We start from the raw sequence: 20,572 nt of genomic DNA, 5'->3' as shown, positions 1-20,572 counted from the left end.
CTGGCGAAGGAGCAATTCGCGGTAACGAGGGCTCACCTCGCCGATCTTGTCGAACGTGGTGGTTGGTTTATTCTGTTTAGCCAAGTGTGTAGTTCTCCAATGAGCGCCGAGGCGCGGTTAGTCTTCGGCCTGTCGGACGTTGATCGCGTAAGGCCGATCAGCCGGGCCAGCTAGATCGAAGGCGAGCCGAAGGCCGATGGCTGGAAAGACGTCTTCAAGCTGGTCGAGGTTGACGAAAACGTCCTGGCCGCCTTCGTCGGGTTGAATGATTCCGAAATTGTGTTGGTAGCTAACTCGCGAAATTCTGCCGGTTGGCAAATTCTTTAGTCTCCAATTAGGCCGCAACAGCGTCCGGTTGGCTGATCTCGTCAGCGATGGCGGCGAGCGCACTGCCCGATACAGTAACGACACGCTCAACGCTGCCGAACGACGGCTCGCCGAACACCTGTTCCCGCAATCCATCCGGCGAGGCGGTGATAAGAATCGCCTGCGGGTGGTCGCCCGTACTGATCCTCAAGCTGGCATGCGCAGCCAACACACTCTCAGGCCGGCTGAGCGCGTGAGCGAGCGCGGTCTCTAAATCGATTGCGCCGCAACGGAGTCCGCAGTAGCGCTCGACCGTCTTCGGTGCAGCCCCAATGCCTTCGTCACAGATGCCAACGAGCAGCATTCGGACGATCTCAATCGGCTCAAGGTCTGGATACGGCGGTCCGGATGACACAGGTAGCTGACCGGCCTCGGCCAGGCGCTGAGTCAGGCTCGTGAGCCTGGTGGCTCGCACGCCCAAGTGACGCGCAAGCAAGTTCACGCACTCGGATTTGCGCATTTTGTATTCCTGAAATTTTGAGATGGTTGGCAAAAAAGGGACACCGGCCGAGACCGGCGCCTAAGTCGTCACGTCGGGACAGCCACAACTGATGTTGCGCCCCCCCCACGGGGGGTAAGGCGGAATGAGTGGCGGATTAGGGACCGCCGCGAGCGAACCCTGCGCCCAGCCTACTCTAGCTAAAAATTTGCACTGCCCTTATTTATCAGAAGGTGTAATCTCTGGCCGTTTCAACAAGAGGAGGAATTGCAATGATTAAATTGCTTGTTGCCGCCTTTATATTGGTGACGATGCTCTCGCCGCTCTCAGCCTTTGCAGCAGAGGACGCGGGTGGGGGCGGCAAAAAAGAATCGGCCGCAGATAGATACACGCGCGAACAAAATGAGAGACTGCTGAGCAATCAAAACGCTGCACCAAAGGGGGGAGCAGTGGATACTCGACGGGTTGGGCAGCCTAATCAATCGACCATGGATAAGCCCTCAAAATGAATCTGAGGCCGCCCTTTATGGCGGCCTTTTTTTTCAGGAGCAGGTATAAACACCCTAGTCAAGCTACCTCCCGATCCGCAGCGTCCCGCCTGGCGTATTCAGCCATCAGCTTGACGATCGCGCCATCAACAAATTTTACGGCCATGCGCTCGCCGCTCTTAGCCGACAGGCCCAACTCCTCGCCGATCTCCTCGCTGGTAAGGGTGCCCACGGCTAACTCCAGCACGCGGCAAACATCCCTGCCCAACCGGCGTTTCATAGTGATGTGGTCCATGCGTCTCGCCGCGTCGTCCTGAACGTCGGGTAGCTCATCTGGCACGGAATCCGCAGCGATCTTGGCCTTATTCTCGGCTGGACCACGCGGCTCTGAAAAAGTCTCCTCGAGGCTGCGATACTTGCCACGCACTTTGACGGCGATGATCTTACCGTATTCGCCGTACAAAATGCGGTTAGCCTTCTCTGGGCGCCCTTTCTGGCGGTCCTCTTCATCGGCGTCCCATGCAGCCTTGATCTCGCCCGCGTCAGGGACCTCTTCGCCCAGTCGGGAATCTATGCGGCTGATCTCGAGCCGACCCGTGTCATCCACCGGGGCATTGTCATTGGCGGCGTGCATCGTCCCTTCAGGCAACGAGACGCCCTCATCCTCAGCATAGCGTTCCAACGCCTGGATCTCGCGCCAAGCATCAGCCCGCTTCAGGCGGCCGAAGGTCGGCCAGTGCTGGTTTCTGAAGCGAACCTCTCGGGTATCATCTTGGGCCGCGCGCTGCTGAGCCAGGATGGCGCGGTGCTCTTCGGGGCTGCGTGGCTGATTGTCGTTAGCGTGTTTCATGGAACCTCGTGACGTCATGGGTGAGCCGTCTGCGCGGCCTGTCTTGCTTCTGGGTGGAATTCCAACCGGCCTACCGACCGGGTTGGGCTTCCATCCCAACGGTGGGGGTATAAGGGGGTTGGAACGAACACCCCGTTGGTACCCGTTGGAAGGGCGTTGGAAGGACCGTTGGAAGGCTTAGCTGGGCGCCATCCGCTTCTGGCGGACTTCGTCCTCAACCACGACCAACCGCTCACGCTGCTTTGACGGCGGACCCTCCTTGACGACTGCAATCTTCTTGTCAGCAAACAATCTTGCCATCGCCTCCTCCAGCGCCTTCTTACTCGTACCCTCGCGTTCCGGCATGGTCGCCATTATTGTCGGCGCGTATGTGCTGCTTCTGGACGACGACACTCGCCTGCCGCTTCCATTGATTGAGGAAAGCATCCTCAGGAATACCTCGTCGGCGTGGTTGGCCAATAGCGACGCGTGCGCCGAGGGCTTGCCGTCGTCCAAAATGAAAGCTCCCTCATGCCAGCGCAGTTTTGTCTCGGCGCCTTTCCTGCCGTAATTCGCTTTCATGTTCTTCAGCAGACGGAGATCCTCATCGGTCTTGTCAGCGGTGAAATACAGCCTCGATCGCACCGAGTTATTCCACGCAGTCGACCCTGACAGGCCGGTGCCTGACTGCATGCCCTGCACAGATGGGTGCGATAGCAGAAGCACAGCGAGGTCGAACTCCATCGCAAGGCGACGTAGCATCGACACGAAGAATCGGACCTGCTTGCGGTTGATCTCGTCTCCGCCGAACACGTCCGCTGCCGTATCGAGGATCAGAAGTTTCGGCCGGAACTCCGCCAACAGGTCCGTTATCTGTTGGGCTAGGGCTGTGAGCTCGAGTTCGCGGCTTCGGCGTTTTTCGGACACCAGTTCGGCGTCCTTGCCAGCCATGGGAATGACACGCATGTCCCCCCTGAGGTCAGCGAAGGTACGCCTCATTGCGCTCAAGATGTCTTGGCCGCGCCGCTTTAGTTCGCCCTCGTCATCCTCGGCCGCAAAGTAGACGACGCGGCCCTCTGCCGGCTCTAACCCAAGGGTTTCTATACCGAGTACGCCAGCCAAGCCGACTTGATATGCCAGCAGGCTCTTGCCGGTACCTCCGTCACCGGAGAGCAAAGTCACCTGCCCGTTTGGGATCAGCCCCTCAAGGTACCAATGCCGCTCCGGGATTGGTTGTCCTTCCCAGTCTGATGGATCGATGATTTTGATATCGTCGGGTTGCTTGTTATCGTTGGCCGGCTTGGTCGTGGACGACGCTTCGACAATCTCGCGCGCAGCGATAGCCTGTCGCATCCAGCCCATGATCTTCGGGTCGATTTCCTCTAACGCAGGAACGTCAGCTGTCATGCCGATGGGCGGCAACATCGCTGGATCGATCCATTTGAACGGAGTCGCAGTGAAAGACTCGCCACCCCGGCCAGCGGCTTCAGGCGTTGGTGCTGGCATCGGCCGGAAGCTCCATGAGGGCCGCGAGGGCCAGATCGGAAATTGCACGGTTGAACTGCTCGCCGAACGCGGCGGTACGCTCGTGAAACGCGTTCGGAGCCACGGTCCAACAGCGTCCCTCGCCGCGCTGGCGAAGCGCCAGATTGTAGAGACGAAGGTGGTCGTTTAGCTCCAGGTCGAAGCGCGCAAGCGTGCTGCCGCCAGGTGGCGACTGGCGGATTGATAGGATCTTCAAAGGCGAGATTCCCCCAATTGGGGTTGCCCTATCGGGCGGTGCACTCGGCTAAAGGGCCGATCGTGCCTTAGTCGCGAATTGCGCCTAGCCACTCGATCCGGTGACTCAACATCGCGATCTGCATTATACAACGTTGACCATGCTGATTTTCAGCATTTTGGCCATCCCAATCGCTTTTGTAATATTTCGTGACTGCACGATGACCCAGACGGCTCTGGAGTGCTCAGCACGGGCTACCGGGGGAAATGCGCCCTGCTCTAGCCAACGCATGAAGCATCGGTTCTCGGGCCTTGGCGGCGCCAAAGGTTAGGCAGTCGCCAAAAATCACTATGGGACCCAATGGCACAAGAATTGCCTAACCTTGGCAATAACCCATTGTTTTATCTAAGTTCTGTCAATCCTGCCGGGATCGCCACCCCACTCCCCTTCGATGAAGTCATTTTCCGGACGCCGCGAAGCCGGCCGGAAACAATCCCGGGGTAGCGTCCCGTCATTGCACCAAAAGGGGATTCGGCCATGTGGGATTTCATCAACGAATTGTACCGGGATTTCTGTCTGGCCCGCCTGCAGGAGATGCGGAAGCTGGAGCACCATATCTGAACGGGCGCGGAGCATGGACAATGATCAGCCGCTGGCCGGCGCCATCCTGACGGCGGTGGTGATTGCCACGGTGATCTGGGTCACGATCGGACCTCCGCCGGGGCACAAGAGGGTCAGCAGCCAACCCCAGACTGTGGCGAGACGCTGACGCCCGTATGAATACGGGGCACTCGAACCTTGGCGCCAGTCTTGCAGACAGAACATCACTGGGATTGCGGGCCCAGTTTGAAACAAGCCGCCGCCGGGACAAATCATTTCGAGCCCGGCGGCGTCGTTCCGTTGGCCGCCCCAATTCTAAGGATCCCTTAACCACCAGCGCAGGCTGCCGCGCGAGAGCGTGGATCGATTGCGCGTCCCGTCGCGTTGTACGGCGCCATGTGTACGACGTGTCATTGGGTCATCGTTGCGGTGTGTGGCGCGGCAGCTCTTGCCATGCCCATCGCAACCGCCGGCGCACAACAGGTGCAGGCCGGAACGCTCACGTGTCGCGGCGGGCCCGATACCGGTTTCATCCTGGGCGCGGTGACCAATCTCGATTGCGTGCTACAAGCCGATAGCGCACCGGACGGTCACTACGTCGCAGGCATTCCCAACCTCGGCATTTTCATCGGCGAACAGGAAGTCGCACTGACCTGGAAGGTGATGGCGCCAGTGCCGTGGCTCGGGCTCGACCAACTCGCCGGCAGTTACATCCACGCAAGTGGCGCGGGCGACAATGTCCTCAGTGGCGGCACGAATCCCCCGATCACGCTGCATCCGTTGAACGAGGATGCTTTCTCGAGTCCGCCGGTCAAAATCGAGAGCCTGGAAATTCGGTCGATGGATCACTGACCCTGATCGACACCGCTCGCCGGTTGCCGAAATACACAACGCCGCCCGCTTGAAATATACGCGGACGGCGCTGCTCCTAGCCCCAGGAAGGTGATGCAAAATCCTGACAGCTCCAAGTCTGCACGTTCTGTGCCAACGATCATGGCCCATATGGGCTATTTGGCTGCAGAGAAACGAAGGTAGGTTAAGCACCGAGGCACTGGTGACGGTGCCTCACGACCAAAGTGTCAACTTGGCCTCAGCGTGGCCCACGCGCTGAGGTCTTTCTTTTTTGATGTTCATGGTCTGCCCTGAAATCGCATCTTGTTCTTTATCATTCAGCGCACGTAACGATTCCGTAGTTCTCCGTGCGTGAACAAAGTTCCAACGGCGCTCGAGATTTCGGACGTATTCTGTTCGTCACGTTACAGGTTCCAATTCTCGCAGCGACCTTGGGCGGCGTGCTTCGTGATTTCTTAATCCGGAACTGCTTCCTCGAAGAGATTGCCGGCGCGCTCATTGTTCGTCGATATTTTGGGATCGATATGGAAGACTCCGTCCAGATCCGTTGCACACGCTGCAAGAACATCTTTCGTGATCGCGCCAAGCGGCTGCAGAACGGTTACTCGCGTCAGTGCCCGAGCTGCGAAATCGTGCTCTTTTTCGACGAGGATTCGCATGATCCAAACATCAAGCAAGCGATGCGAACCGCGCGGCGCGCACGCAAGCAACTGCGCGAAAGCGAAGACGCGAGCACGAGAAAGGCCGCGGCCGCTCCCCGGCAATACAGCGGGCGCTCGGCATCGAACGCACGGGGAACCGAGGACGACGGCGCCGATTGAGCTTGGCGCCGGGGGCTACCGCACTATCCGCCTCGGCCGGCATTTTCCGACGCGCGGTCGAGCCATTGCCGCGTCGACTCGTCACTCCAGCCGGGAACGGCGAAGCGTGCCGCCGGTGCTGTAGCCGCGGGCGAACGAACGGTCGTGGGTTGGCGTGTGTGGGAGTGACGCCGTGTTGCGGCGTCCGCAGACACGCCCAGGATGACCAACAGGCCAAGTGCCAAGACACAACGCATCGCATTTGCTCCTGACGACCATCGCAATCGCGCAGAGAGAACGATCACCTCGCCCTTTTGCTCGGCCGGTGCGCCATTGCCATATAGACCCCGCTGGCTTTCAATTCTTCCAGCATCCTGTCGACCCGCTTGCGTCCGGTGGCGGCCCGCACGCTGCGCTCGATCCGTCCCTCGATCTCGCTGGCAGCGCCAAGCTGCCAGACCCTTGCTGCACCGATCACGTCGCCTCCGATGGCCGGGTCAGGAGCGCTTTGCCTCGACGTAGCGCTTGAAATTGTCCAGGATCGCCTGCCAGCCGCCCCGCTGCTGCTCGACCGAATGAGTGTCCTCGCTGTCGAAGGAGACCTGCAGCTTGACGCCGCCGGCCTCGGGCGTGAACGCAACTTGCGCGGCGCGGTCGCCGAACGCATATTCGAGCAGGCGCGGCGCCTCGACCTTGGTGTAGGTGCCGGCGAAATCGAACCCCATGCTGCCGTCCTTGGCTTCCATCCGCGACGAGAATGCACCACCGGCGCGCAGGTCCACGGTCGCAGCCGTGGTGTGCCAATCGTCGGACGCCGCATTCCACTGCTTGATGTCGTCGGGCGTGGTGTAGGCGCGCCAGACATCTGCGATCGGCGCGGCAACGATCGTTTCGACGGCAATCTTCATATGCGTTCCTTCGTCGTTCCCTGGATGAAGCGGATGGGCGCATGGCGCCCGGCCCTAGCGCCACTCTACTAGGGCTGTTCGCCGTGATCCACAAATCGATCCGCTGGATCACGGCGCCTGCCGGAGTCGCCCGGACCATGAGGCGACCAGGGACGCCGCTCACGAACCAAATGGTCTGCGGCCGGCACAAGAATTTCGTCAGGAATGACCGTGTATGGAAGACGGGTCCAATGCCCGGAGAGGACGACATGCGGAACCTGAATACTGTGCTGAGCAAGCTGAACGACCGCCTGCTGCGGTTGGAGGGCGAGCTGTTCGTGTTGCGATCGATCGCGCGCGCCGCCCTTACTTCCGGCGACGAGTCCGCCGTCCGCACCCGCAAACTGCTCGAAGGCGCCAAGCTCGCACTGGCAGACGAAGCCGAACGGCCGCTGGACGCCGCGACCGGGAAATATGTCGCGGCGGCGATCGCCATGGTCGACGAGCTGCTCGAAAATCCCCGCGAGGCGGCGCCGCTGTTCCGGGTGATCGACGGCGGCAAGCGCGACGACTAGCCCGCCGTCAAGGATTACGGACCGTGCCTAGCTCGCGCCCTGCACAGCCCTGTCATACGCCTCGATAGTCACCTTTGCGCGGACCGCGATGTCTGCGGCCGTCATGCTCGGCTTGTAGAGGCTGCTGCCGAGACCGAAGGCGCGAATGCCCGCCTTCACATACTCGGCGAAATTCTGGTCCGAGACGCCACCGACGGCGGCGAGCATCACGTCCGGCGGCAGCACGGCGCGGATCGCCGAAATGCCGGACGCGCCGAGCACGCTCGCAGGAAAGAATTTCAGGCTCGAGGCGCCCGCGCGTGCGGCGAGCAGCGCTTCCGTCGGCGAGAACACACCGGGCATCGTGATCATCGCGTGGTGACGAGCGCGCGCCAGCACATCGACATCGACGTTCGGCGACACCATCAGGCGCCCGCCGACGTCATGGAGACGATCGACGTCTCCCGAGGTCAGCACCGTGCCGGCGCCGATCAGGACACCGGCAGGCGCCCGCTTTGCAGCGATCTCGATCGAACGGAACGGCTCAGGAGAGTTCAGCGGAATTTCGATCGCGGTCATGCCAGCCTCAAGCAGCGCGCTCACGATGCCCAGGGCCTCGTCCGGCTTGATGCCGCGCAGGATCGCGACCAGCGGACGCTTCATCGGAGGAAACGGAATGCTCATGCGTTGATCCCTCAATTGTTCCAGATCGCCGCCGCGGCGCCGGCGAGGCCACGTCGAACCGCCTCCTCCGCATCCATCACGTTGAGCGGAATCGAAAGGCTCTCGAGCGCGATCCGATAGAGCCGTTGCAGGCGGCCCGATGCAATCAGCGTCACCGGCGTTGCGTGCTCTCGCTCCGCAAGGCCGGCCGCCAGCTCGGCACCGATCAACGTGCCCGAGATCGTCTCACGCCCCGCCCGCGCGCTGCCGCCGAACAGCAGCTGCCGGGATCGCACCCGAAACAGCAAATTGGCCGATAGCGCCGGCACGGCGAACGCCTCAGCTACGGCCGAGCGAAACGCATCGGCATCAACGGTCTCGTCCGCGCCGGCAACGGCGTGCGACAGTATGGTGTCGCGCGCCACCACGCTGAACAACTCGCCTGTCATGAAGGTCGCAAAACGCTCGACTGTTCCACCGCGCAGGCGCACCCATTTCGAATGGGTTCCCGGCATGCAAACGAGCGCCTCACCCGGCGCATCCAGGCCGAGCGCGCCGAGCAACTGGGTTTCCTCGCCACGCATCACGTCGGGGGCCGCAGCATCGCGCTGCGCAATCCCGGGCAGGATTCGAATATCGCGCGGCTGCCCTCTGACCACGACGGCGCCTTTGAGGATCTCGGAGAGATGCGCCGGCGTGTCGACATAGCCGGCCTCGACCCAGCCCTGCCGCGCGCCGGCCATGCCGCAGATCACGACCGGCAGGCTGGCCGCCGCGCCGAGTGCGTCGAGATTCGATTGCAGCACGGACGCAAAGCCGGTCCTGGCGGCCGCCGTCATGCCCTCGTCGCTGCGGCGTTCGCCGAACAGCTCGCCGCCGGCGCCCATCAGCCAGAGCCGGAAGCTGCTGGTGCCCCAATCGACCGCGACATAGGAAGGCTCGCTCATCGCGCTCTGTTCCACGCTTCTTGGTTTCCGGCTCGGTGACTGCGCCGCCGAACAGACGCGATAACGGCGTTCACGACGTCGCGCAAGGCGCGCCAATATCGCGACGCCACGCGATCCACGCGAGCGAGCATACGACCGCCTGGCCCCGTTCGCGTCGGTGAATGTGTGGATCGATTACCGTGCGCCCTTCAGCGTACAGGAGGTCGTGCAGGTCGTGACGTTGCCGTGGTCACACTTGATGCAGGCGTTGACGCACTGATCCATGACCTTCGGATTGTATTGGCTGTAAAGATTGGCCGCGCAGCTGTTGGTCGATCCCGTGACCTCCGGGTCGGACCAACAACCGGACAGTAAAAATGCTGCGGCACTCAAAATGGCGACCTTGCGCATAAGGCCTCCTGCCACGCTCTATCGAAGTAAACCCTGCAAGTAACCTTGATAGGTTAGGTTAAATTCCGGTTTCAATTGCGACCTTACCCGGAAGCAGTATTGCTTATCCACCGGACATTTCCCCAAGGTCCGGGCCCACACCGGCAAGGCCGTCAGGCGTCCCCGCCTGGCGGCTTTGTTGCCCAGCAATGCACAAGGATACCAACAAGATGGCCCGAAAGCCGCGGTGGTCGTTCAAGGAGGACCGACGACTGATGGAATTGGCGCGCTCCTCCAAGTCGCTGGAGGAGGTCGTGAAGGCGACCGGCCGTTCACCGGAGCGAATCAAGAAGATGGCGATGCGCCTTGGCCTCTCCATCAAGCCCCGTAGCGCCACCAAGAAATAATCAGAAATGCGGCCGCGGCCTCAGCCTGGCCGGAGCACTCTCTCGCGCGAAGCGAGCCGCCGTCAGCGTGAAGACGATACCTTACAAACAAGGAACCTAGGGTTCCGGCGGACAATCGTCCTTGGCGCGCACCGGGATCGCCTTGACCTCGCCCTCGGTCTTGACCTCACGCTCAACTTTGACCTCGCGCTCAGCCTTGGCCTCTTGCTCATCCTCGCCCGCCCGCGTGCAGGTGGTGAGCACGAAAGCCACCCGGCTGCATTGCCACGCCGGCCCGAGCGCGACGCTGGACACCGGTTCTGGCGACGCCAGCGTCAGGGATAAATACGCTACCAAAACGGCACCTGCCGCGCCTGCGGCAGCCAGTGCCGCGCCCGTTCCGGACCACAGCTTGGATATCATGGCCTTGGTTCCCGCCGATCTCTGGGAGTCGAGGCAGCCGCCTGTCCGCGTGTGACCGGAATCACAACCGGGACCAAACAGTTCAGCCCGAATCTTTGGGCTCGATGTGGGAGCGATATTGCACTGCCGCAAGGCAGGATCAGCGCGCCGGCTCGATCACATTACAGTTGGTCCGGCCCGACATCAGGCAGTCCTGCATCTTGCTCGCCGCCGTCAGGTCATGCGCAAGCCAGAGACCGACCGCGAGCATGACCACCGCGACCAGCAGCCCGATCAGCGCCCCGCGGCGGTTGCCTCCGTCTTCGGATTCGCTCATGGCCGCTTCGGTTCCCTGTTGTCATCACCCGCATCATGACCCTTTGCACGGTTGCGTGCGATCAATTCTGCAACAGTCGCACAACGAAATGCACGCCCGCAGCGATCGCCCCCGCAATTCCGTTGCGGGGGCGCGCGACTCGCGAAAAACTGCTCGCTGAAGTGGAGCGCGTGTGCGGGGCGTGCCGGTGAGCGAACACGAAGCGAATTACGATTATCAGCGTTACAGGCAGCTGCTCTCGGAAGCTGTCGACGAGACCAGCAGACTGCGGCTGATCAGCCTCCTGATCTCCGAAAAGGCGCGCGACAGGCTGGAAGCCCAGCGTGCCTCGGACCGGAGCGCGATGACCGCCGAGACGGTCGCCAAGGTGCTCGGCAACGGCCGGCGCGAGCAGTTTCAGCGCGGCTAGGCGCGTCGGCAGGTTCGGTGACCAACCACTCACCAAGCCGACCGTAAGCCGGGCGCAACCACGGCCGTCGGCCATTTGCTGTCCGCTCATATCTCCTTTGCTCCACGACCTCACGTTCGCCACTGGCCTTTTCGCTGCCATTCACTTATTGAACGCCGAACCGAACCCCATCCATCAACGAACAGAAAGCAGCAGGCTTCCTCTATGAGTGGCTTCAAGGAACCGGGTTTTGCCGACCGCCAGAAAGCGGCCCTGCAGGCGCGGCAAAACCTCCTCAACAAGTTTCGTACCCAGCCGGGCGCCGACGATCCGACCGTGAAGGCACGGGCCGAGGAGCGCGCGGCGATCGCCGAACGCCGCGCCAAGGCCAAGGAAGCGCGCGAAATCGAGAAGGCAGAGCGGAAGCGCCGCGAGGAAGAGGAGGCCGCAGCCGAGGCCGCCCGGATCGCGCGGGAGAAGGAAGAGGAAGCCGAGCGACTGGCTGCGCTCGAGGCCGAGCAAAAGGCCAAGCGCGACGCCCGCTACGCGGCGCGCAAGGAGCGCGGCAAGAAGAAGCGCTGAGGCGCAATCAGGCCCGCCACGACGGCGGGCCTGTGAAGGATGAGCGATGGCGGCGATCAGTTCTTCTTCATGCCGTCGTCTTTCTTCATCATCGCGCCGCCGTCCTTCTTCATGGCGTCGTCCTTCTTCATCATGCCATCGTCCTTCTTCATGGCATCCTTGGACATCGTGCCTTCCTTCTTCATCGCGTCGTCCTTGCCCATCTTGTCCTGAGCGAAGGCGGCGGGCGCCAGCGCCAGGCTGAACGTGAGCAGCGCGGCGGAAAGGCCGAGGCGGGTCTTGGTGGTCATGATGATGATCCCTTGTGTGGTCAAATGTGAGCGCGACGACTTGCCGCTCTCTCCTCGACGCACTTGCGCGGCCGGTTGTTACCTCCAATAACAAATTCTTGAAGCACGCCGGCGCGTACGCCCATCACTCACTCGTCGCACGAGGATCGGGCGGCAACGCAGTGTGCGCCGCAGCACGGCAGGAATTGAGCGGCAAGACTTGAATGACGTGACTTGCGACCGCCCGTCGGCCCACACTATCAGGGCGCCTCGAACTATCAGACTAGAGAAGTTTCACGCGAAGACCGGCTAAGCTAAAGCTCCGCGCCGGTCTAACAGCCGCTCAAGAAGCTCTTCAGGGGAACAACCATGCTCACACGCCGCCACGTCCTCGCTTCCGCCCTCGCCGCGCCCGCCGTCCTGCGGATGGGTGTCGGGACCGCGCATGCCGCGACCACGCTGAAGATCTCGCACCAGTTTCCCGGCGGCACCATCGACAAGGGCGACTTCCGCGACCGGCTGTGCCGGATGTTCGCGGCCGAGGTCGCCAAGCGCTCGGGCGGCGACCTCACCGCCGAGGTCTATCCGAACTCCTCGCTGATCAAGACCAACGCGCAGTTCTCGGCGATGCGCAAGGGCGCACTCGATCTCAGCCTCTATCCGATGCCCTATGCCGGCGGCGAGTTGCCGGAAACCAATATCGGCCTGATGCCGGGCCTGGTCACGACCTACGACCAGGGCCTGCGCTGGAAGAAGGAGCCCGTCGGCAAGGCGCTGAGCGACTTCCTCGCAGACAAGGGCATTCTGCTGATCTCCTGGGTCTGGCAGGCCGGCGGCGTCGCCAGCCGCTCCAAGGCGATCGTGGCGCCCGAAGACGCCAAGGGCCTCAAGGTGCGCGGCGGCTCGCGCGAGATGGACATGGTGCTGCAGACCGCCGGCGCCGCCGTGCTGTCGGTGCCCTCAAACGAGATCTACGCCGCGATGCAGACCGGCGCCTGCGATGCCGGCATCACCTCATCCACCAGCCTGATCTCGTTCCGCCTCGAGGAAGTCGCGAAGTCGCTGACCTCGGGCGCCGGCGCCTCCTACTGGTTCATGCTGGAGCCGCTGATGATGTCGAAGGCGATCTTCGACAAGCTGCCGAAGAACCAGCAGGACATTATCCTCGCCGTCGGCGCCGAGCTCGAGGCGTTCGGCCGCAAAGGTGCGCAGGACGACGATGCCGAAGTCACCAAGGTCTATGAAAAGGCCGGCGCCAAGGTCAGCGCGCTCGACGCCGCGATCGTCGGCAAGTGGCGCGACATCGCACGCGACACCGCCTGGAAGGACTACGGCGCCAAGACGGCGACGTCGGCCAACTTGCTGAAGCTCGCAAGCGACGTCGCCGCATGATGCATGGTCCGGTCGCGGATCAAGCCGAAACCCCAAGCATGGCCACGGGCAATACACCCGTGGCGCTGCTCGGGCGCGCGCTGTCCGTCTGCAACAACATCATCGTGGTGTTCGCCGCGCTCGCCTTGATCGCGGCCTGCGCGATCCTGAGCTACAGCGTGCTCGGCCGCGCTTTGTTTCACAGCCCGAATTACTGGCAGGACGAGGCCGCCGTGTTCCTGCTGGTCGGCGCCACCTTCATGACCTCAGCCTATGTGCAGAGCCAGCGCGGCCATGTCAGCATCGAGGCGTTCGTCGGCCTGCTTTCGGCCCGCGCCAACAGCATCAGGCTGTGGCTGGTCGATGTCGCGAGCTTCGCGTTCTGCACCTTCTTCGCCTGGAAGTCCTGGACCCTGGCGCACGAGGCCTATGTCGACGGCCAGGTGTCCAACTCGATGTGGTCGCCGCCGCTCGCCATCCCCTACGGGCTGATGGCGCTCGGCATGACGCTGCTCTGCGTGCAGCTCCTGCTGCAAATCCTCATTCCGCTGACCGGTGGCGCGCGCCGATGACCGTGTTTGGTATTGGCATCTCCTACGGGCTTGCCACCCTGCTTGCGATGTTCTCCGGCATGCCGATCGCATTCGCGCTCGGTGCGGTCGCCGTCGTGTTCATGGCGATCTACATGCCCGCGGCCTCGCTCGATACGGTGACGCAGAACGTCTACGAGGAGATGGCCTCGATCACGCTGCTGTCGATCCCGCTGTTCATCCTGAAGGGCGCGGCGATCGGCAAATCCCGCGCCGGCCAGGATCTCTACTCGGCGCTGCATGCCTGGCTGCACCGCGTGCCCGGCGGCCTCGGCGTCGCCAACGTGTTCGCCTGCGCGCTGTTCGCGGCGATGGCCGGCTCCTCGCCGGCGACCTGCTCGGCGATCGGCTCGGCCGGCATTCCGGAGATGCGCAAGCGCGGCTATTCGGGCGGCTTTGCCGCGGGGATCATCGCCGCCGGCGGCACGCTCGGCATCCTGCTGCCGCCCTCGATCACGATGATCCTGTTCGCGGTCGCGGCCGAGAAATCGCTGGGGCGGTTGTTCCTCGCCGGCATCGGTCCCGGATTGCTGCTGGTGTCGTTGTTCGGCCTCTACGCCATGTTCCGTTTCCGCAAGGAATACGCGATGGCCAAAGCCGCCTATGACGCGACCGGCAAGGACGCGGCGATCCTGCAGCGCGACGAGTTCACCATGGCCGAGCGCTTCAGCGCGCTGCCGCGCGTGACCCCGTTCGTATTGCTGCTGACCGGCGTGATGATCGCGCTCTATGGCGGCTACGCGACGCCGTCCGAAACCGCAGGCCTCGGCGGCCTGCTGGCGCTCGGGCTGATCGCCGTGATCTACAGCGTGTGGAAGCCGAGCGACCTGTCGCCGATCCTGAAATCGACCATCCGCGAGTCGACCATGCTGATGCTGATCATCGGCATGTCGCTGCTCTATTCCTATGTGATGAGCTATCTGCACATCTCGCAGTCGGCGGCGGAAGCGATCGTCGCGATGCACCTGCCGCGCTGGGAGCTGTTGTTTGCGATCCTCGTGATGGTGATCGTGCTCGGCTTCTTCCTGCCCCCGGTCTCGATCATCCTGATGACCGCGCCGATCATCCTGCCGCCGCTGCGCGCGGCCGAGTTCGACATCATCTGGTTCGGCGTCGTCATGACCATCGTGATGGAGATGGGCCTGATCCACCCGCCGGTCGGCCTCAACATCTTCGTCATCCGCAACGTCGCGCCCGACATCCCCCTGAGTGAGGTGATCTGGGGCACGCTGCCCTTCGTGCTGTTGATGATGTTCGCCGTGCTGATGCTGTGCTTCTTCCCGGAGATCTCGACCTGGCTGCCCAATCTGGTGATGGGGCCGGACGGCGGGCGCTAGGCCCGTTCGGACGAAGCAGATACTGGTTCGCTTGAAGCAAGCGCGATCAAGCGCGAGCCTCAGGCGGCCTCCTGCTCCCGTGCCGCCAGGGCCTGCTCGATCCGGCGGACCAGCAACGCCGTCGGACGTCCCTCGCGCTGCAGCCGGCGGAGCTCATTCCATAGCCTGATGATTTCGCGGTCTCGCTCGGCGTCCATGACGGCATTCTCCCGAAGGGCTCCCTCATGAACGAAACAAGAACGAAATTCAAGACCATAAGATGCCGTCGCCGGCGCGGGAACCAGGACGACGCGGCGCAATTGGTTCCTTCATGAAAATGGCCAAGGCAATTCGCAAGCAGGCGCAGACCGCGGAACGGGTCGCATCGGCGACCGCCGACGCGATCGTCGCCGATCAGATGCGCTCCCTGGCCCGCGCCTTCAGGAGCCAGGCAGAGATCCTGAAGAAGAAAGAGAAGCAGAAGAAGAAGCAGCCTCGCCCCGGCTAGGGATAACCGTCGCCCGGTGTCTCGACCTCGACCACGTCGATCCGCGATACCGATTTGCCCTTCCGCAGCTCCTCGTAGGACGTCTCCGCGCTCAGGCAGAACAGCGTCCTGCGGTCCGCGCCGCCGAGTGCACAGGCGAGCGCGCGGCGGCCGGGGACCGCGATGCGCGCCCGCTCCACACCCTCGCGATCGATCCGGACAAACGCGTCTTCGGTGAACGACGCGACCCAGACTGCGCCGTCGGCATCGAAGCAGATGCCGTCGGGATCATTGACGCGACCGAACCGCCCGCGAAGGCTGAGGCCGCCATCTGGCGCGATGTCGTAATCGGCGAGACCGGCACCATCCATTTCCGCGACGACGAGCCGGCGATGGTCGGAGGAAACGGCAATGCCGTTCGGAAAGCGCAATCCCTCGGCGACGACGCGGGCGCTGCCGTCGGGCAACACCAGGATAACGCGGCCGACGGCGCCGCGGCCTTCCGGCGGCGGCAGATTGAAGCCGAGATCGCCGACATAGGCGCGCCCCTGCCCGTCGACGATCATGTCGTCGATCGTGCCGGTCGCGATCCCGGAGAGATCGGCATACAGCGACAGCGCTCCGCCGGAAAACCGGAGCAGCCGCTTCCTGAACATCGTCAGCACGACGATGTCGCCATCAGGCAGCACGCCGAGACCGCACGGCGTGTCGTCGGCCACCGCAGCATGCTCCCGGCGCTCGCCCGACGGACTGATGCTGAGCAGCGTCCGCGCCATGCAGTCGACGAACCAGAGCCGCCCGCGATGCCAGCGCGGGCCCTCGAAATAGCGGCCCCCATCCAGGATGGTTCTGAGCCGAGCCGTCACGACGCACCGGCCTGAAAGAACAGATCTGACATGAGAGCTCCCCTGCCGCACGTTTCGACGAGGATATATCCGCGCCGGGACCGGTCAAATGGGCGTCTCGGCCCCTCAGGAAATGCCCGCAAGACCACCGGTTCCCGTGGGTTCCACGCGATTTATGCCTTATTTTGCCGCGTTTTCCCTGTTGAGTTGCGCCAGCATTAACACTCGAGAATCGAGGGTAGTGATAATCTGCGGCGATTGTGCCGCCGTATGACGCGTTCTGTTTGTGCCTCGTGGTTTCTCAGGGGGGACCAGGGAATGAACCGGTGCCTACGTCCGCTGGCGTGTTTCGCCACCGCCGCCGCGCTTGCGCTGCTTCCCGTTCAGGCAGCCGCTAAACCACATCACCAGCACCAGGCCAAGAGCGGCCACGGGGACAAGAAGGCGCATGGCGCCAAGGCCGGCATCAAGGCCGGCACTAAGTCTGCGCGCGAAAACGCCTCCGGCAAGCGCCGGCATGCCAGGCACGGCGCCGACAAACGCAAATCCGCGAAGGCCAAATCCGCTCCATCGAAATCGGCTGAGACCTCGAAGGCGCCCGAGCCGGAGAAGCCCGCCGGCCCGCAACTGTCGGGCGATCTCGCCGCGGTCAGGGATGCGATCACCGCGGCGCGCCGGGGCAAGACCAGCGACGCCACCGACATCCAGGCAAAGATCACCGATCCCGTCGGGCGCAAGCTCGTCGAGTGGTATCTGCTGCGTCATTCCGAGTCGAATGCGCCGTTCAGCCGCTATGCGGCATTCGTCACGGCCAACCCGGACTGGCCAAGCGCCACGCTGCTGCGCAAACGGGCTGAGGCGCGGATCTGGCAGGAGCGCAGCGATCCGGCCACAGTTCACGCTTTCACGCTCGATCAGCCGATCAGCGCCAAGGGCAAGTTCGCGCTCGCCCGTACGCTGCTCGCCGAAGGCGATCGCGACGGCGCCACGCGGCTGGTGCGCGAGGCCTGGCGCTCGGAAGAACTGCTGGACCGTACCGAGAGCGACGCCTACGACGCATTCAAGGAACTGCTGACGCGCGACGACCACCGCGCGCGCATGGACAAGCGGATCGGCGCCAAGGATCTCGCCGGCGCGCGGCGCGCGGCACAGCACCTCGGCAGCGACGAGCTGGCCATCGTGAAGGCCTGCGGCGCGGTCCGCGGGCAATCCAGCAAGGCGGAGGACACGCTCAACGACGTGCCGGCCGACGCCCGCGGCGACCTCGGCTATACGCTGTGCCGCATCCAGTGGCTGCTCGCGAAGAACAGGATCGACGATGCGGCGCGCGTGACGATTGCGGCCGCGCCCGAGACGATGGCGCAGCAGGACACCGACCAGTGGTGGCGCGAGCGCCGCATCCTCTCCCGCAAGCTCCTCGACCAGGGTGAGTACCAGGCGGCCTATGACGTGATCCGCGGCGCGGCGCCGCCGGACAATCCGTATTACCGCTCCGACATGCACTTCATGCGCGGCTGGATCGCGCTGCGCTATCTCGACGATGCCAGGACCGCGGCCGCGCATTTCGCACGGATCGACGAAGGCCAGACCAACCCGACGGTGCTGGCGCGCGCCGCCTATTGGCGCGGTCGCGCCGCCGAAGCGCTCGGCAACAGCGTCGCGATGCGGGCCGACTACCAGGCCGCAGCGCGCTACCCGACCGCCTATTACGGTCAGCTCGCGCTGGCCAGGCTCGGGCGTGACGGCATTGAGCTGCGCGCGCCCTCGCCGGCGGCCAGCGCCGGCAGCATGGCGGCCGACGAGCGCGTGCGTGCCGCCGACATGCTCTACGCGATCGGCGAGCCCGACATCGTGCTCTATTTCGCCGCCGACCTCGCCGAGGAAAGCACCGATGTCGGGATGCTCGAGGCGCTCGGCGAACTCACCGGCCGCCATAACGATGCTCGCGCCATGCTGCAGATCGGCAAGATCGCACTGGCGCGCGGCTTTGCCTTCGACCATTACGCCTTCCCGGTCATCGGCATTCCCAAGCACGCCCCGATCGCCCCCGATATCGGGCGCAGCATGACCTACTCGATCGCGCGCACCGAAAGCGCGTTCGATCAGCGCGACAAATCGGCGGCCAACGCCGTCGGCCTGATGCAGGTGACGCCTGAAGCCGGCCGCGACACCGCCAAACGTTTCGGTGTCAGCTATGACTGGAGCCGGATGGTTTCCGATCCGGTCTACAACACCCAGATGGGCGCCGCCGAATTGAGTGCGCTGCTGGCGGAATATCGCGGCTGCCACATCATGACGTTTGCCGGCTACAACGCCGGCCGCGGCCGCGTCCGCGACTGGATCAAGGCCTATGGCGATCCGCGCGATCCCAAGGTCGATCCGGTCGATTGGGTGGAGCGGATCCCGATCTCGGAGACGCGCAACTACGTGCAGCGCGTGATGGAGAATTTCGCGGTCTATCAGGCGCGGTTCGAGGACGCAGGCACTGCGCTGGCGGCGAAAAGCGGCGAGCGCGTCGTGACGCAGGAGAGCAACGCGGCCCCGGCGCAGTAAGCACCGCGGCCGTTGCAGGCCCAGCCGCGCCAATGCGCCTCTATTGACGGACGACGCCTGCGGTCAACCCGCCCGACGCCTAAAGCGGACTGGCGTCGCGCCGCATCTGTGCGCGCGCGAAGAACCAAAATACGCCGGCAACGAGGCATGCGAATGCAATCCAGGCAATGACCGCATGAGCCCCCCCGGGGGTGTCGATCCCGATGCAGTCAACGACGAAGACCGGCAGCAGATACGCGAACCCGACAGTCCAGATGCTCCAGAGCCAAAGCCGGGTGAGAATGAAATAAACCAACCCGCCGTAGATTAACTGGAACGTCAGAGCAGCCGCCAGCGTGATCAGGAACAGGCGAAGATCGTCGCTCCAGTACAACGTGTGCACGCCGGGTGTCGTGGTCCAAGGCACCATCCAGCCGACAAAGGCGACGGCGAAGGCGGCGCTGGACACCAGCCACGCGAGAGCAAGATTCCTCATGGACCTCCCTCGCCGGGCGAGAACAAGAGCCTTACCTCAATCCACCTTCACGTTCGCCGCCTTGATCATCGGCCACCATTTTGCGATCTCCGCCTTCTGCCAGGCGCCGAGCGCCTCCGGCTTGAGCTGGTCCTTTGGCGGCATCTGCAAGCCGAGATTTTCGAGCTGCTTCTTCACGGCAGGATCGTTCATCGCCTGGATCGCCGCGACGTTGAGCTTGTCCACGATCTCCTTCGGCGTGCCCTTCGGCACCCAGAGGCCGGACCACAGTGTCATGTGGAAGCCCGGCAGGCCGGCCTCGTCGACCGTCGGGACCTCAGGCGCGTTCGCGACCCGCTTGGAATCGGTGACCGCATAGGCGCGGATGTTGCCGGCGCGAACCTGGTTGATCGAGTTCGACGTCTGGTCGACGATGATATCGATCTGGCCGGCGACGAGGTCGTTCAGCGCCGGCCCGGTGCCGCGATAGGGCACGTATTGCAGCTTGATGCCGGAGACGTTCTCGAAATACAGCCCGGCGATGTGGCTGCCGCTGCCGGCGCCGGCGGTGCCCGCGGTCGGCGGCGCCGGTCGCGACTTCAGCCACTCCAACAGCTCCTTGAGCGACTTCGCCGGCACGGCGTTCTTGCTGACGATGATCATCGGATTGCTCGGCAGCAGCACCACCGGCTCGAGATCTTCGACGAGATCGTAGCCGAGCTTGTAGATCGCGCCGTTCGCGACATGGGTGCCGAGATGGCCGAACGAGACGGTGTAGCCGTCGGGCGCCGCGCGCACCGCGCGGCCGACGCCGAGCGAGCCGCCCGCTCCGGTCACGTTCTCGATCAGAACCACTTCGCCGAGCGACTGCTTCATGCGCTCGGCGAGGATGCGCGCCATCGCATCCGACGGACCGCCGGCGGCGAACGGCACGACGATGGTGATCGGGTGCGCCGGCCAGGTTTCCGCCGAAACGCTCCCCGTGAACGCCAACATCGCCAACACGGCCAGAACCAGCTTCCGCATCACGCGCTCCCCTCAATCTTCCTTGTCGTATCATTTTTGAAGGGCCACCTTT

General features: G+C 63.5%; 28 protein-coding genes. 12 read left to right on the top strand and 16 right to left on the bottom strand.

What is annotated here, in order from left to right; genetic code table 11:
- Nucleotides 1-334: 334 nt before the first annotated feature.
- Nucleotides 335-826, bottom strand: coding sequence for a hypothetical protein (locus CO675_RS34700; protein WP_097676381.1), 492 nt, complete (start codon nucleotides 824-826; stop codon nucleotides 335-337).
- A 251-nt stretch (nucleotides 827-1,077) separates the two neighbouring features.
- On the opposite strand from CO675_RS34700, the gene CO675_RS40270 reads away from it, so the two are divergent.
- On the top strand, nucleotides 1,078-1,314 hold the full coding sequence (locus CO675_RS40270) for a hypothetical protein (RefSeq protein ID WP_143279194.1): 237 nt from the start codon (nucleotides 1,078-1,080) through the stop codon (nucleotides 1,312-1,314).
- A 58-nt stretch (nucleotides 1,315-1,372) separates the two neighbouring features.
- On the opposite strand, the gene CO675_RS34695 is transcribed toward CO675_RS40270, so the two are convergent.
- The 3 genes from CO675_RS34695 to CO675_RS34685 form a co-directional block, all read right to left on the bottom strand.
- Nucleotides 1,373-2,143: a hypothetical protein gene (locus CO675_RS34695; protein WP_097676380.1), complete on the bottom strand. Its 771-nt coding sequence runs from the start codon at nucleotides 2,141-2,143 to the stop codon at nucleotides 1,373-1,375.
- 177 nt (nucleotides 2,144-2,320) lie between these two features.
- The gene (locus CO675_RS34690) at nucleotides 2,321-3,628 is read right to left on the bottom strand and encodes an AAA family ATPase (RefSeq protein WP_097676379.1); all 1,308 of its coding nucleotides are present in this window, start codon (nucleotides 3,626-3,628) and stop codon (nucleotides 2,321-2,323) included.
- Nucleotides 3,609-3,863 carry a hypothetical protein gene (locus tag CO675_RS34685; RefSeq protein ID WP_097676378.1) on the bottom strand — a complete coding sequence of 85 codons (255 nt, stop codon included), beginning with the start codon at nucleotides 3,861-3,863 and terminating at the stop codon, nucleotides 3,609-3,611. Before CO675_RS34685 ends, CO675_RS34690 begins: the two co-directional genes overlap by 20 nt.
- 1,032 nt (nucleotides 3,864-4,895) lie before the next feature.
- Between CO675_RS34685 and CO675_RS34680 the strand changes: the two genes are divergently transcribed.
- Both CO675_RS34680 and CO675_RS41925 read left to right on the top strand, forming a co-directional pair.
- Nucleotides 4,896-5,294 (top strand): DUF992 domain-containing protein, encoded by a 399-nt coding sequence (locus CO675_RS34680; RefSeq protein ID WP_158231350.1) that lies wholly within the window; start codon nucleotides 4,896-4,898, stop codon nucleotides 5,292-5,294.
- A 347-nt stretch (nucleotides 5,295-5,641) separates the two neighbouring features.
- A complete protein-coding gene (locus CO675_RS41925) occupies nucleotides 5,642-6,115 on the top strand; it encodes a hypothetical protein (RefSeq protein WP_349644054.1) in 474 nt (157 codons plus the stop codon).
- A 280-nt stretch (nucleotides 6,116-6,395) separates the two neighbouring features.
- Here CO675_RS41925 and CO675_RS40765 read toward each other — a convergent pair whose 3' ends face one another.
- Entirely contained in the window at nucleotides 6,396-6,572 is a 177-nt protein-coding gene (locus CO675_RS40765) for a hypothetical protein (protein WP_158231349.1), read from the bottom strand.
- Between the two features lie 19 nt (nucleotides 6,573-6,591).
- Nucleotides 6,592-7,002, bottom strand: coding sequence for an SRPBCC family protein (locus tag CO675_RS34660; protein WP_097676374.1), 411 nt, complete (start codon nucleotides 7,000-7,002; stop codon nucleotides 6,592-6,594).
- A gap of 248 nt (nucleotides 7,003-7,250) precedes the next feature.
- On the opposite strand from CO675_RS34660, the gene CO675_RS34655 reads away from it, so the two are divergent.
- The gene (locus tag CO675_RS34655) at nucleotides 7,251-7,556 is read left to right on the top strand and encodes a hypothetical protein (protein WP_198964854.1); all 306 of its coding nucleotides are present in this window, start codon (nucleotides 7,251-7,253) and stop codon (nucleotides 7,554-7,556) included.
- A gap of 27 nt (nucleotides 7,557-7,583) precedes the next feature.
- On the opposite strand, the gene CO675_RS34650 is transcribed toward CO675_RS34655, so the two are convergent.
- From CO675_RS34650 to CO675_RS34640, 3 genes are all read right to left on the bottom strand, one after another.
- On the bottom strand, nucleotides 7,584-8,219 hold the full coding sequence (locus CO675_RS34650) for a 2-dehydro-3-deoxy-6-phosphogalactonate aldolase (RefSeq protein ID WP_097676372.1): 636 nt from the start codon (nucleotides 8,217-8,219) through the stop codon (nucleotides 7,584-7,586).
- Nucleotides 8,220-8,230: 11 nt separating this feature from the next.
- Entirely contained in the window at nucleotides 8,231-9,145 is a 915-nt protein-coding gene (locus CO675_RS34645) for a 2-dehydro-3-deoxygalactonokinase (RefSeq protein WP_097676390.1), read from the bottom strand.
- Between the two features lie 174 nt (nucleotides 9,146-9,319).
- Nucleotides 9,320-9,535, bottom strand: a complete 216-nt coding sequence (locus tag CO675_RS34640) for a hypothetical protein (RefSeq protein WP_050402491.1) — start codon at nucleotides 9,533-9,535, stop codon at nucleotides 9,320-9,322.
- A gap of 209 nt (nucleotides 9,536-9,744) precedes the next feature.
- Between CO675_RS34640 and CO675_RS41205 the strand changes: the two genes are divergently transcribed.
- On the top strand, nucleotides 9,745-9,921 hold the full coding sequence (locus CO675_RS41205; protein WP_198964853.1) for a hypothetical protein: 177 nt from the start codon (nucleotides 9,745-9,747) through the stop codon (nucleotides 9,919-9,921).
- A 96-nt stretch (nucleotides 9,922-10,017) separates the two neighbouring features.
- Here CO675_RS41205 and CO675_RS40265 read toward each other — a convergent pair whose 3' ends face one another.
- Nucleotides 10,018-10,323, bottom strand: a complete 306-nt coding sequence (locus tag CO675_RS40265; RefSeq protein ID WP_143279192.1) for a hypothetical protein — start codon at nucleotides 10,321-10,323, stop codon at nucleotides 10,018-10,020.
- 139 nt (nucleotides 10,324-10,462) lie between these two features.
- Nucleotides 10,463-10,639, bottom strand: a complete 177-nt coding sequence (locus CO675_RS41200) for a hypothetical protein (protein ID WP_171947595.1) — start codon at nucleotides 10,637-10,639, stop codon at nucleotides 10,463-10,465.
- A 187-nt stretch (nucleotides 10,640-10,826) separates the two neighbouring features.
- Here CO675_RS41200 and CO675_RS34625 point away from each other — a divergent pair, with 187 nt between their 5' ends.
- Both CO675_RS34625 and CO675_RS34620 read left to right on the top strand, forming a co-directional pair.
- Nucleotides 10,827-11,048, top strand: coding sequence for a hypothetical protein (locus tag CO675_RS34625; RefSeq protein WP_097676389.1), 222 nt, complete (start codon nucleotides 10,827-10,829; stop codon nucleotides 11,046-11,048).
- Between the two features lie 204 nt (nucleotides 11,049-11,252).
- Complete coding sequence (locus CO675_RS34620) at nucleotides 11,253-11,609, top strand: DUF6481 family protein (protein ID WP_097676369.1); 357 nt, start codon at nucleotides 11,253-11,255, stop codon at nucleotides 11,607-11,609.
- Nucleotides 11,610-11,665: 56 nt separating this feature from the next.
- On the opposite strand, the gene CO675_RS34615 is transcribed toward CO675_RS34620, so the two are convergent.
- Entirely contained in the window at nucleotides 11,666-11,899 is a 234-nt protein-coding gene (locus tag CO675_RS34615; RefSeq protein WP_097676367.1) for a pentapeptide MXKDX repeat protein, read from the bottom strand.
- Between the two features lie 348 nt (nucleotides 11,900-12,247).
- Here CO675_RS34615 and CO675_RS34610 point away from each other — a divergent pair, with 348 nt between their 5' ends.
- The 3 genes from CO675_RS34610 to CO675_RS34600 are packed head-to-tail and all read left to right on the top strand — an operon-like array spanning nucleotide 12,248 to nucleotide 15,176.
- Nucleotides 12,248-13,270: a TRAP transporter substrate-binding protein gene (locus CO675_RS34610; RefSeq protein ID WP_097676365.1), complete on the top strand. Its 1,023-nt coding sequence runs from the start codon at nucleotides 12,248-12,250 to the stop codon at nucleotides 13,268-13,270.
- Between the two features lie 38 nt (nucleotides 13,271-13,308).
- On the top strand, nucleotides 13,309-13,821 hold the full coding sequence (locus CO675_RS34605) for a TRAP transporter small permease (protein WP_502693434.1): 513 nt from the start codon (nucleotides 13,309-13,311) through the stop codon (nucleotides 13,819-13,821).
- Nucleotides 13,818-15,176, top strand: a complete 1,359-nt coding sequence (locus CO675_RS34600) for a TRAP transporter large permease (protein WP_097676364.1) — start codon at nucleotides 13,818-13,820, stop codon at nucleotides 15,174-15,176. Before CO675_RS34605 ends, CO675_RS34600 begins: the two co-directional genes overlap by 4 nt.
- A 59-nt stretch (nucleotides 15,177-15,235) precedes the next feature.
- Here the strand turns inward: CO675_RS34600 and CO675_RS40760 are convergent, their stop codons facing one another.
- The gene (locus CO675_RS40760) at nucleotides 15,236-15,373 is read right to left on the bottom strand and encodes a hypothetical protein (RefSeq protein ID WP_158231348.1); all 138 of its coding nucleotides are present in this window, start codon (nucleotides 15,371-15,373) and stop codon (nucleotides 15,236-15,238) included.
- Between the two features lie 62 nt (nucleotides 15,374-15,435).
- On the opposite strand from CO675_RS40760, the gene CO675_RS40260 reads away from it, so the two are divergent.
- Nucleotides 15,436-15,663 carry a hypothetical protein gene (locus CO675_RS40260; protein ID WP_143279191.1) on the top strand — a complete coding sequence of 76 codons (228 nt, stop codon included), beginning with the start codon at nucleotides 15,436-15,438 and terminating at the stop codon, nucleotides 15,661-15,663.
- Here CO675_RS40260 and CO675_RS34595 read toward each other — a convergent pair.
- On the bottom strand, nucleotides 15,660-16,508 hold the full coding sequence (locus CO675_RS34595; RefSeq protein WP_097676362.1) for an SMP-30/gluconolactonase/LRE family protein: 849 nt from the start codon (nucleotides 16,506-16,508) through the stop codon (nucleotides 15,660-15,662). The genes CO675_RS40260 and CO675_RS34595 overlap by 4 nt on opposite strands.
- A gap of 297 nt (nucleotides 16,509-16,805) precedes the next feature.
- On the opposite strand from CO675_RS34595, the gene CO675_RS34590 reads away from it, so the two are divergent.
- On the top strand, nucleotides 16,806-19,040 hold the full coding sequence (locus CO675_RS34590; protein WP_097676361.1) for a lytic transglycosylase domain-containing protein: 2,235 nt from the start codon (nucleotides 16,806-16,808) through the stop codon (nucleotides 19,038-19,040).
- Nucleotides 19,041-19,119: 79 nt separating this feature from the next.
- Here CO675_RS34590 and CO675_RS34585 read toward each other — a convergent pair whose 3' ends face one another.
- Entirely contained in the window at nucleotides 19,120-19,515 is a 396-nt protein-coding gene (locus tag CO675_RS34585) for a hypothetical protein (RefSeq protein ID WP_097676360.1), read from the bottom strand.
- Between the two features lie 36 nt (nucleotides 19,516-19,551).
- Nucleotides 19,552-20,520, bottom strand: coding sequence for a tripartite tricarboxylate transporter substrate binding protein BugD (locus CO675_RS34580; RefSeq protein WP_097676358.1), 969 nt, complete (start codon nucleotides 20,518-20,520; stop codon nucleotides 19,552-19,554).
- Between the last annotated feature and the right edge of the window lie 52 nt (nucleotides 20,521-20,572).

Source organism: Bradyrhizobium sp. C9 (assembly GCF_002532045.1).
Lineage (GTDB): Bacteria > Pseudomonadota > Alphaproteobacteria > Rhizobiales > Xanthobacteraceae > Bradyrhizobium.
This window is presented reverse-complemented; position numbering and strand designations above follow the sequence as displayed.

Bases quoted from the DNA above. Each gene is read 5' to 3' on its own strand.
- CO675_RS34680 (WP_158231350.1), top strand. From the start codon at position 4,896: ATGCCCATCGCAACCGCCGGCGCACAACAGGTGCAGGCCGGAACGCTC.
- CO675_RS34640 (WP_050402491.1), bottom strand. From the start codon at position 9,535: ATGCGCAAGGTCGCCATTTTGAGTGCCGCAGCATTTTTACTGTCCGGT.
- CO675_RS34620 (WP_097676369.1), top strand. From the start codon at position 11,253: ATGAGTGGCTTCAAGGAACCGGGTTTTGCCGACCGCCAGAAAGCGGCC.
- CO675_RS40270 (WP_143279194.1), top strand. From the start codon at position 1,078: ATGATTAAATTGCTTGTTGCCGCCTTTATATTGGTGACGATGCTCTCG.
- CO675_RS34655 (WP_198964854.1), top strand. From the start codon at position 7,251: ATGCGGAACCTGAATACTGTGCTGAGCAAGCTGAACGACCGCCTGCTG.
- CO675_RS34695 (WP_097676380.1), bottom strand. From the start codon at position 2,143: ATGAAACACGCTAACGACAATCAGCCACGCAGCCCCGAAGAGCACCGC.
- CO675_RS34615 (WP_097676367.1), bottom strand. From the start codon at position 11,899: ATGACCACCAAGACCCGCCTCGGCCTTTCCGCCGCGCTGCTCACGTTC.
- CO675_RS41205 (WP_198964853.1), top strand. From the start codon at position 9,745: ATGGCCCGAAAGCCGCGGTGGTCGTTCAAGGAGGACCGACGACTGATG.
- CO675_RS34645 (WP_097676390.1), bottom strand. From the start codon at position 9,145: ATGAGCGAGCCTTCCTATGTCGCGGTCGATTGGGGCACCAGCAGCTTC.
- CO675_RS40265 (WP_143279192.1), bottom strand. From the start codon at position 10,323: ATGATATCCAAGCTGTGGTCCGGAACGGGCGCGGCACTGGCTGCCGCA.
- CO675_RS40760 (WP_158231348.1), bottom strand. From the start codon at position 15,373: ATGGACGCCGAGCGAGACCGCGAAATCATCAGGCTATGGAATGAGCTC.
- CO675_RS34650 (WP_097676372.1), bottom strand. From the start codon at position 8,219: ATGAGCATTCCGTTTCCTCCGATGAAGCGTCCGCTGGTCGCGATCCTG.
- CO675_RS34585 (WP_097676360.1), bottom strand. From the start codon at position 19,515: ATGAGGAATCTTGCTCTCGCGTGGCTGGTGTCCAGCGCCGCCTTCGCC.
- CO675_RS34605 (WP_502693434.1), top strand. From the start codon at position 13,309: ATGGCCACGGGCAATACACCCGTGGCGCTGCTCGGGCGCGCGCTGTCC.
- CO675_RS34580 (WP_097676358.1), bottom strand. From the start codon at position 20,520: ATGCGGAAGCTGGTTCTGGCCGTGTTGGCGATGTTGGCGTTCACGGGG.
- CO675_RS41200 (WP_171947595.1), bottom strand. From the start codon at position 10,639: ATGAGCGAATCCGAAGACGGAGGCAACCGCCGCGGGGCGCTGATCGGG.
- CO675_RS34660 (WP_097676374.1), bottom strand. From the start codon at position 7,002: ATGAAGATTGCCGTCGAAACGATCGTTGCCGCGCCGATCGCAGATGTC.
- CO675_RS34690 (WP_097676379.1), bottom strand. From the start codon at position 3,628: ATGCCAGCACCAACGCCTGAAGCCGCTGGCCGGGGTGGCGAGTCTTTC.
- CO675_RS34700 (WP_097676381.1), bottom strand. From the start codon at position 826: ATGCGCAAATCCGAGTGCGTGAACTTGCTTGCGCGTCACTTGGGCGTG.
- CO675_RS40260 (WP_143279191.1), top strand. From the start codon at position 15,436: ATGCCGTCGCCGGCGCGGGAACCAGGACGACGCGGCGCAATTGGTTCC.
- CO675_RS34590 (WP_097676361.1), top strand. From the start codon at position 16,806: ATGAACCGGTGCCTACGTCCGCTGGCGTGTTTCGCCACCGCCGCCGCG.
- CO675_RS34610 (WP_097676365.1), top strand. From the start codon at position 12,248: ATGCTCACACGCCGCCACGTCCTCGCTTCCGCCCTCGCCGCGCCCGCC.
- CO675_RS34600 (WP_097676364.1), top strand. From the start codon at position 13,818: ATGACCGTGTTTGGTATTGGCATCTCCTACGGGCTTGCCACCCTGCTT.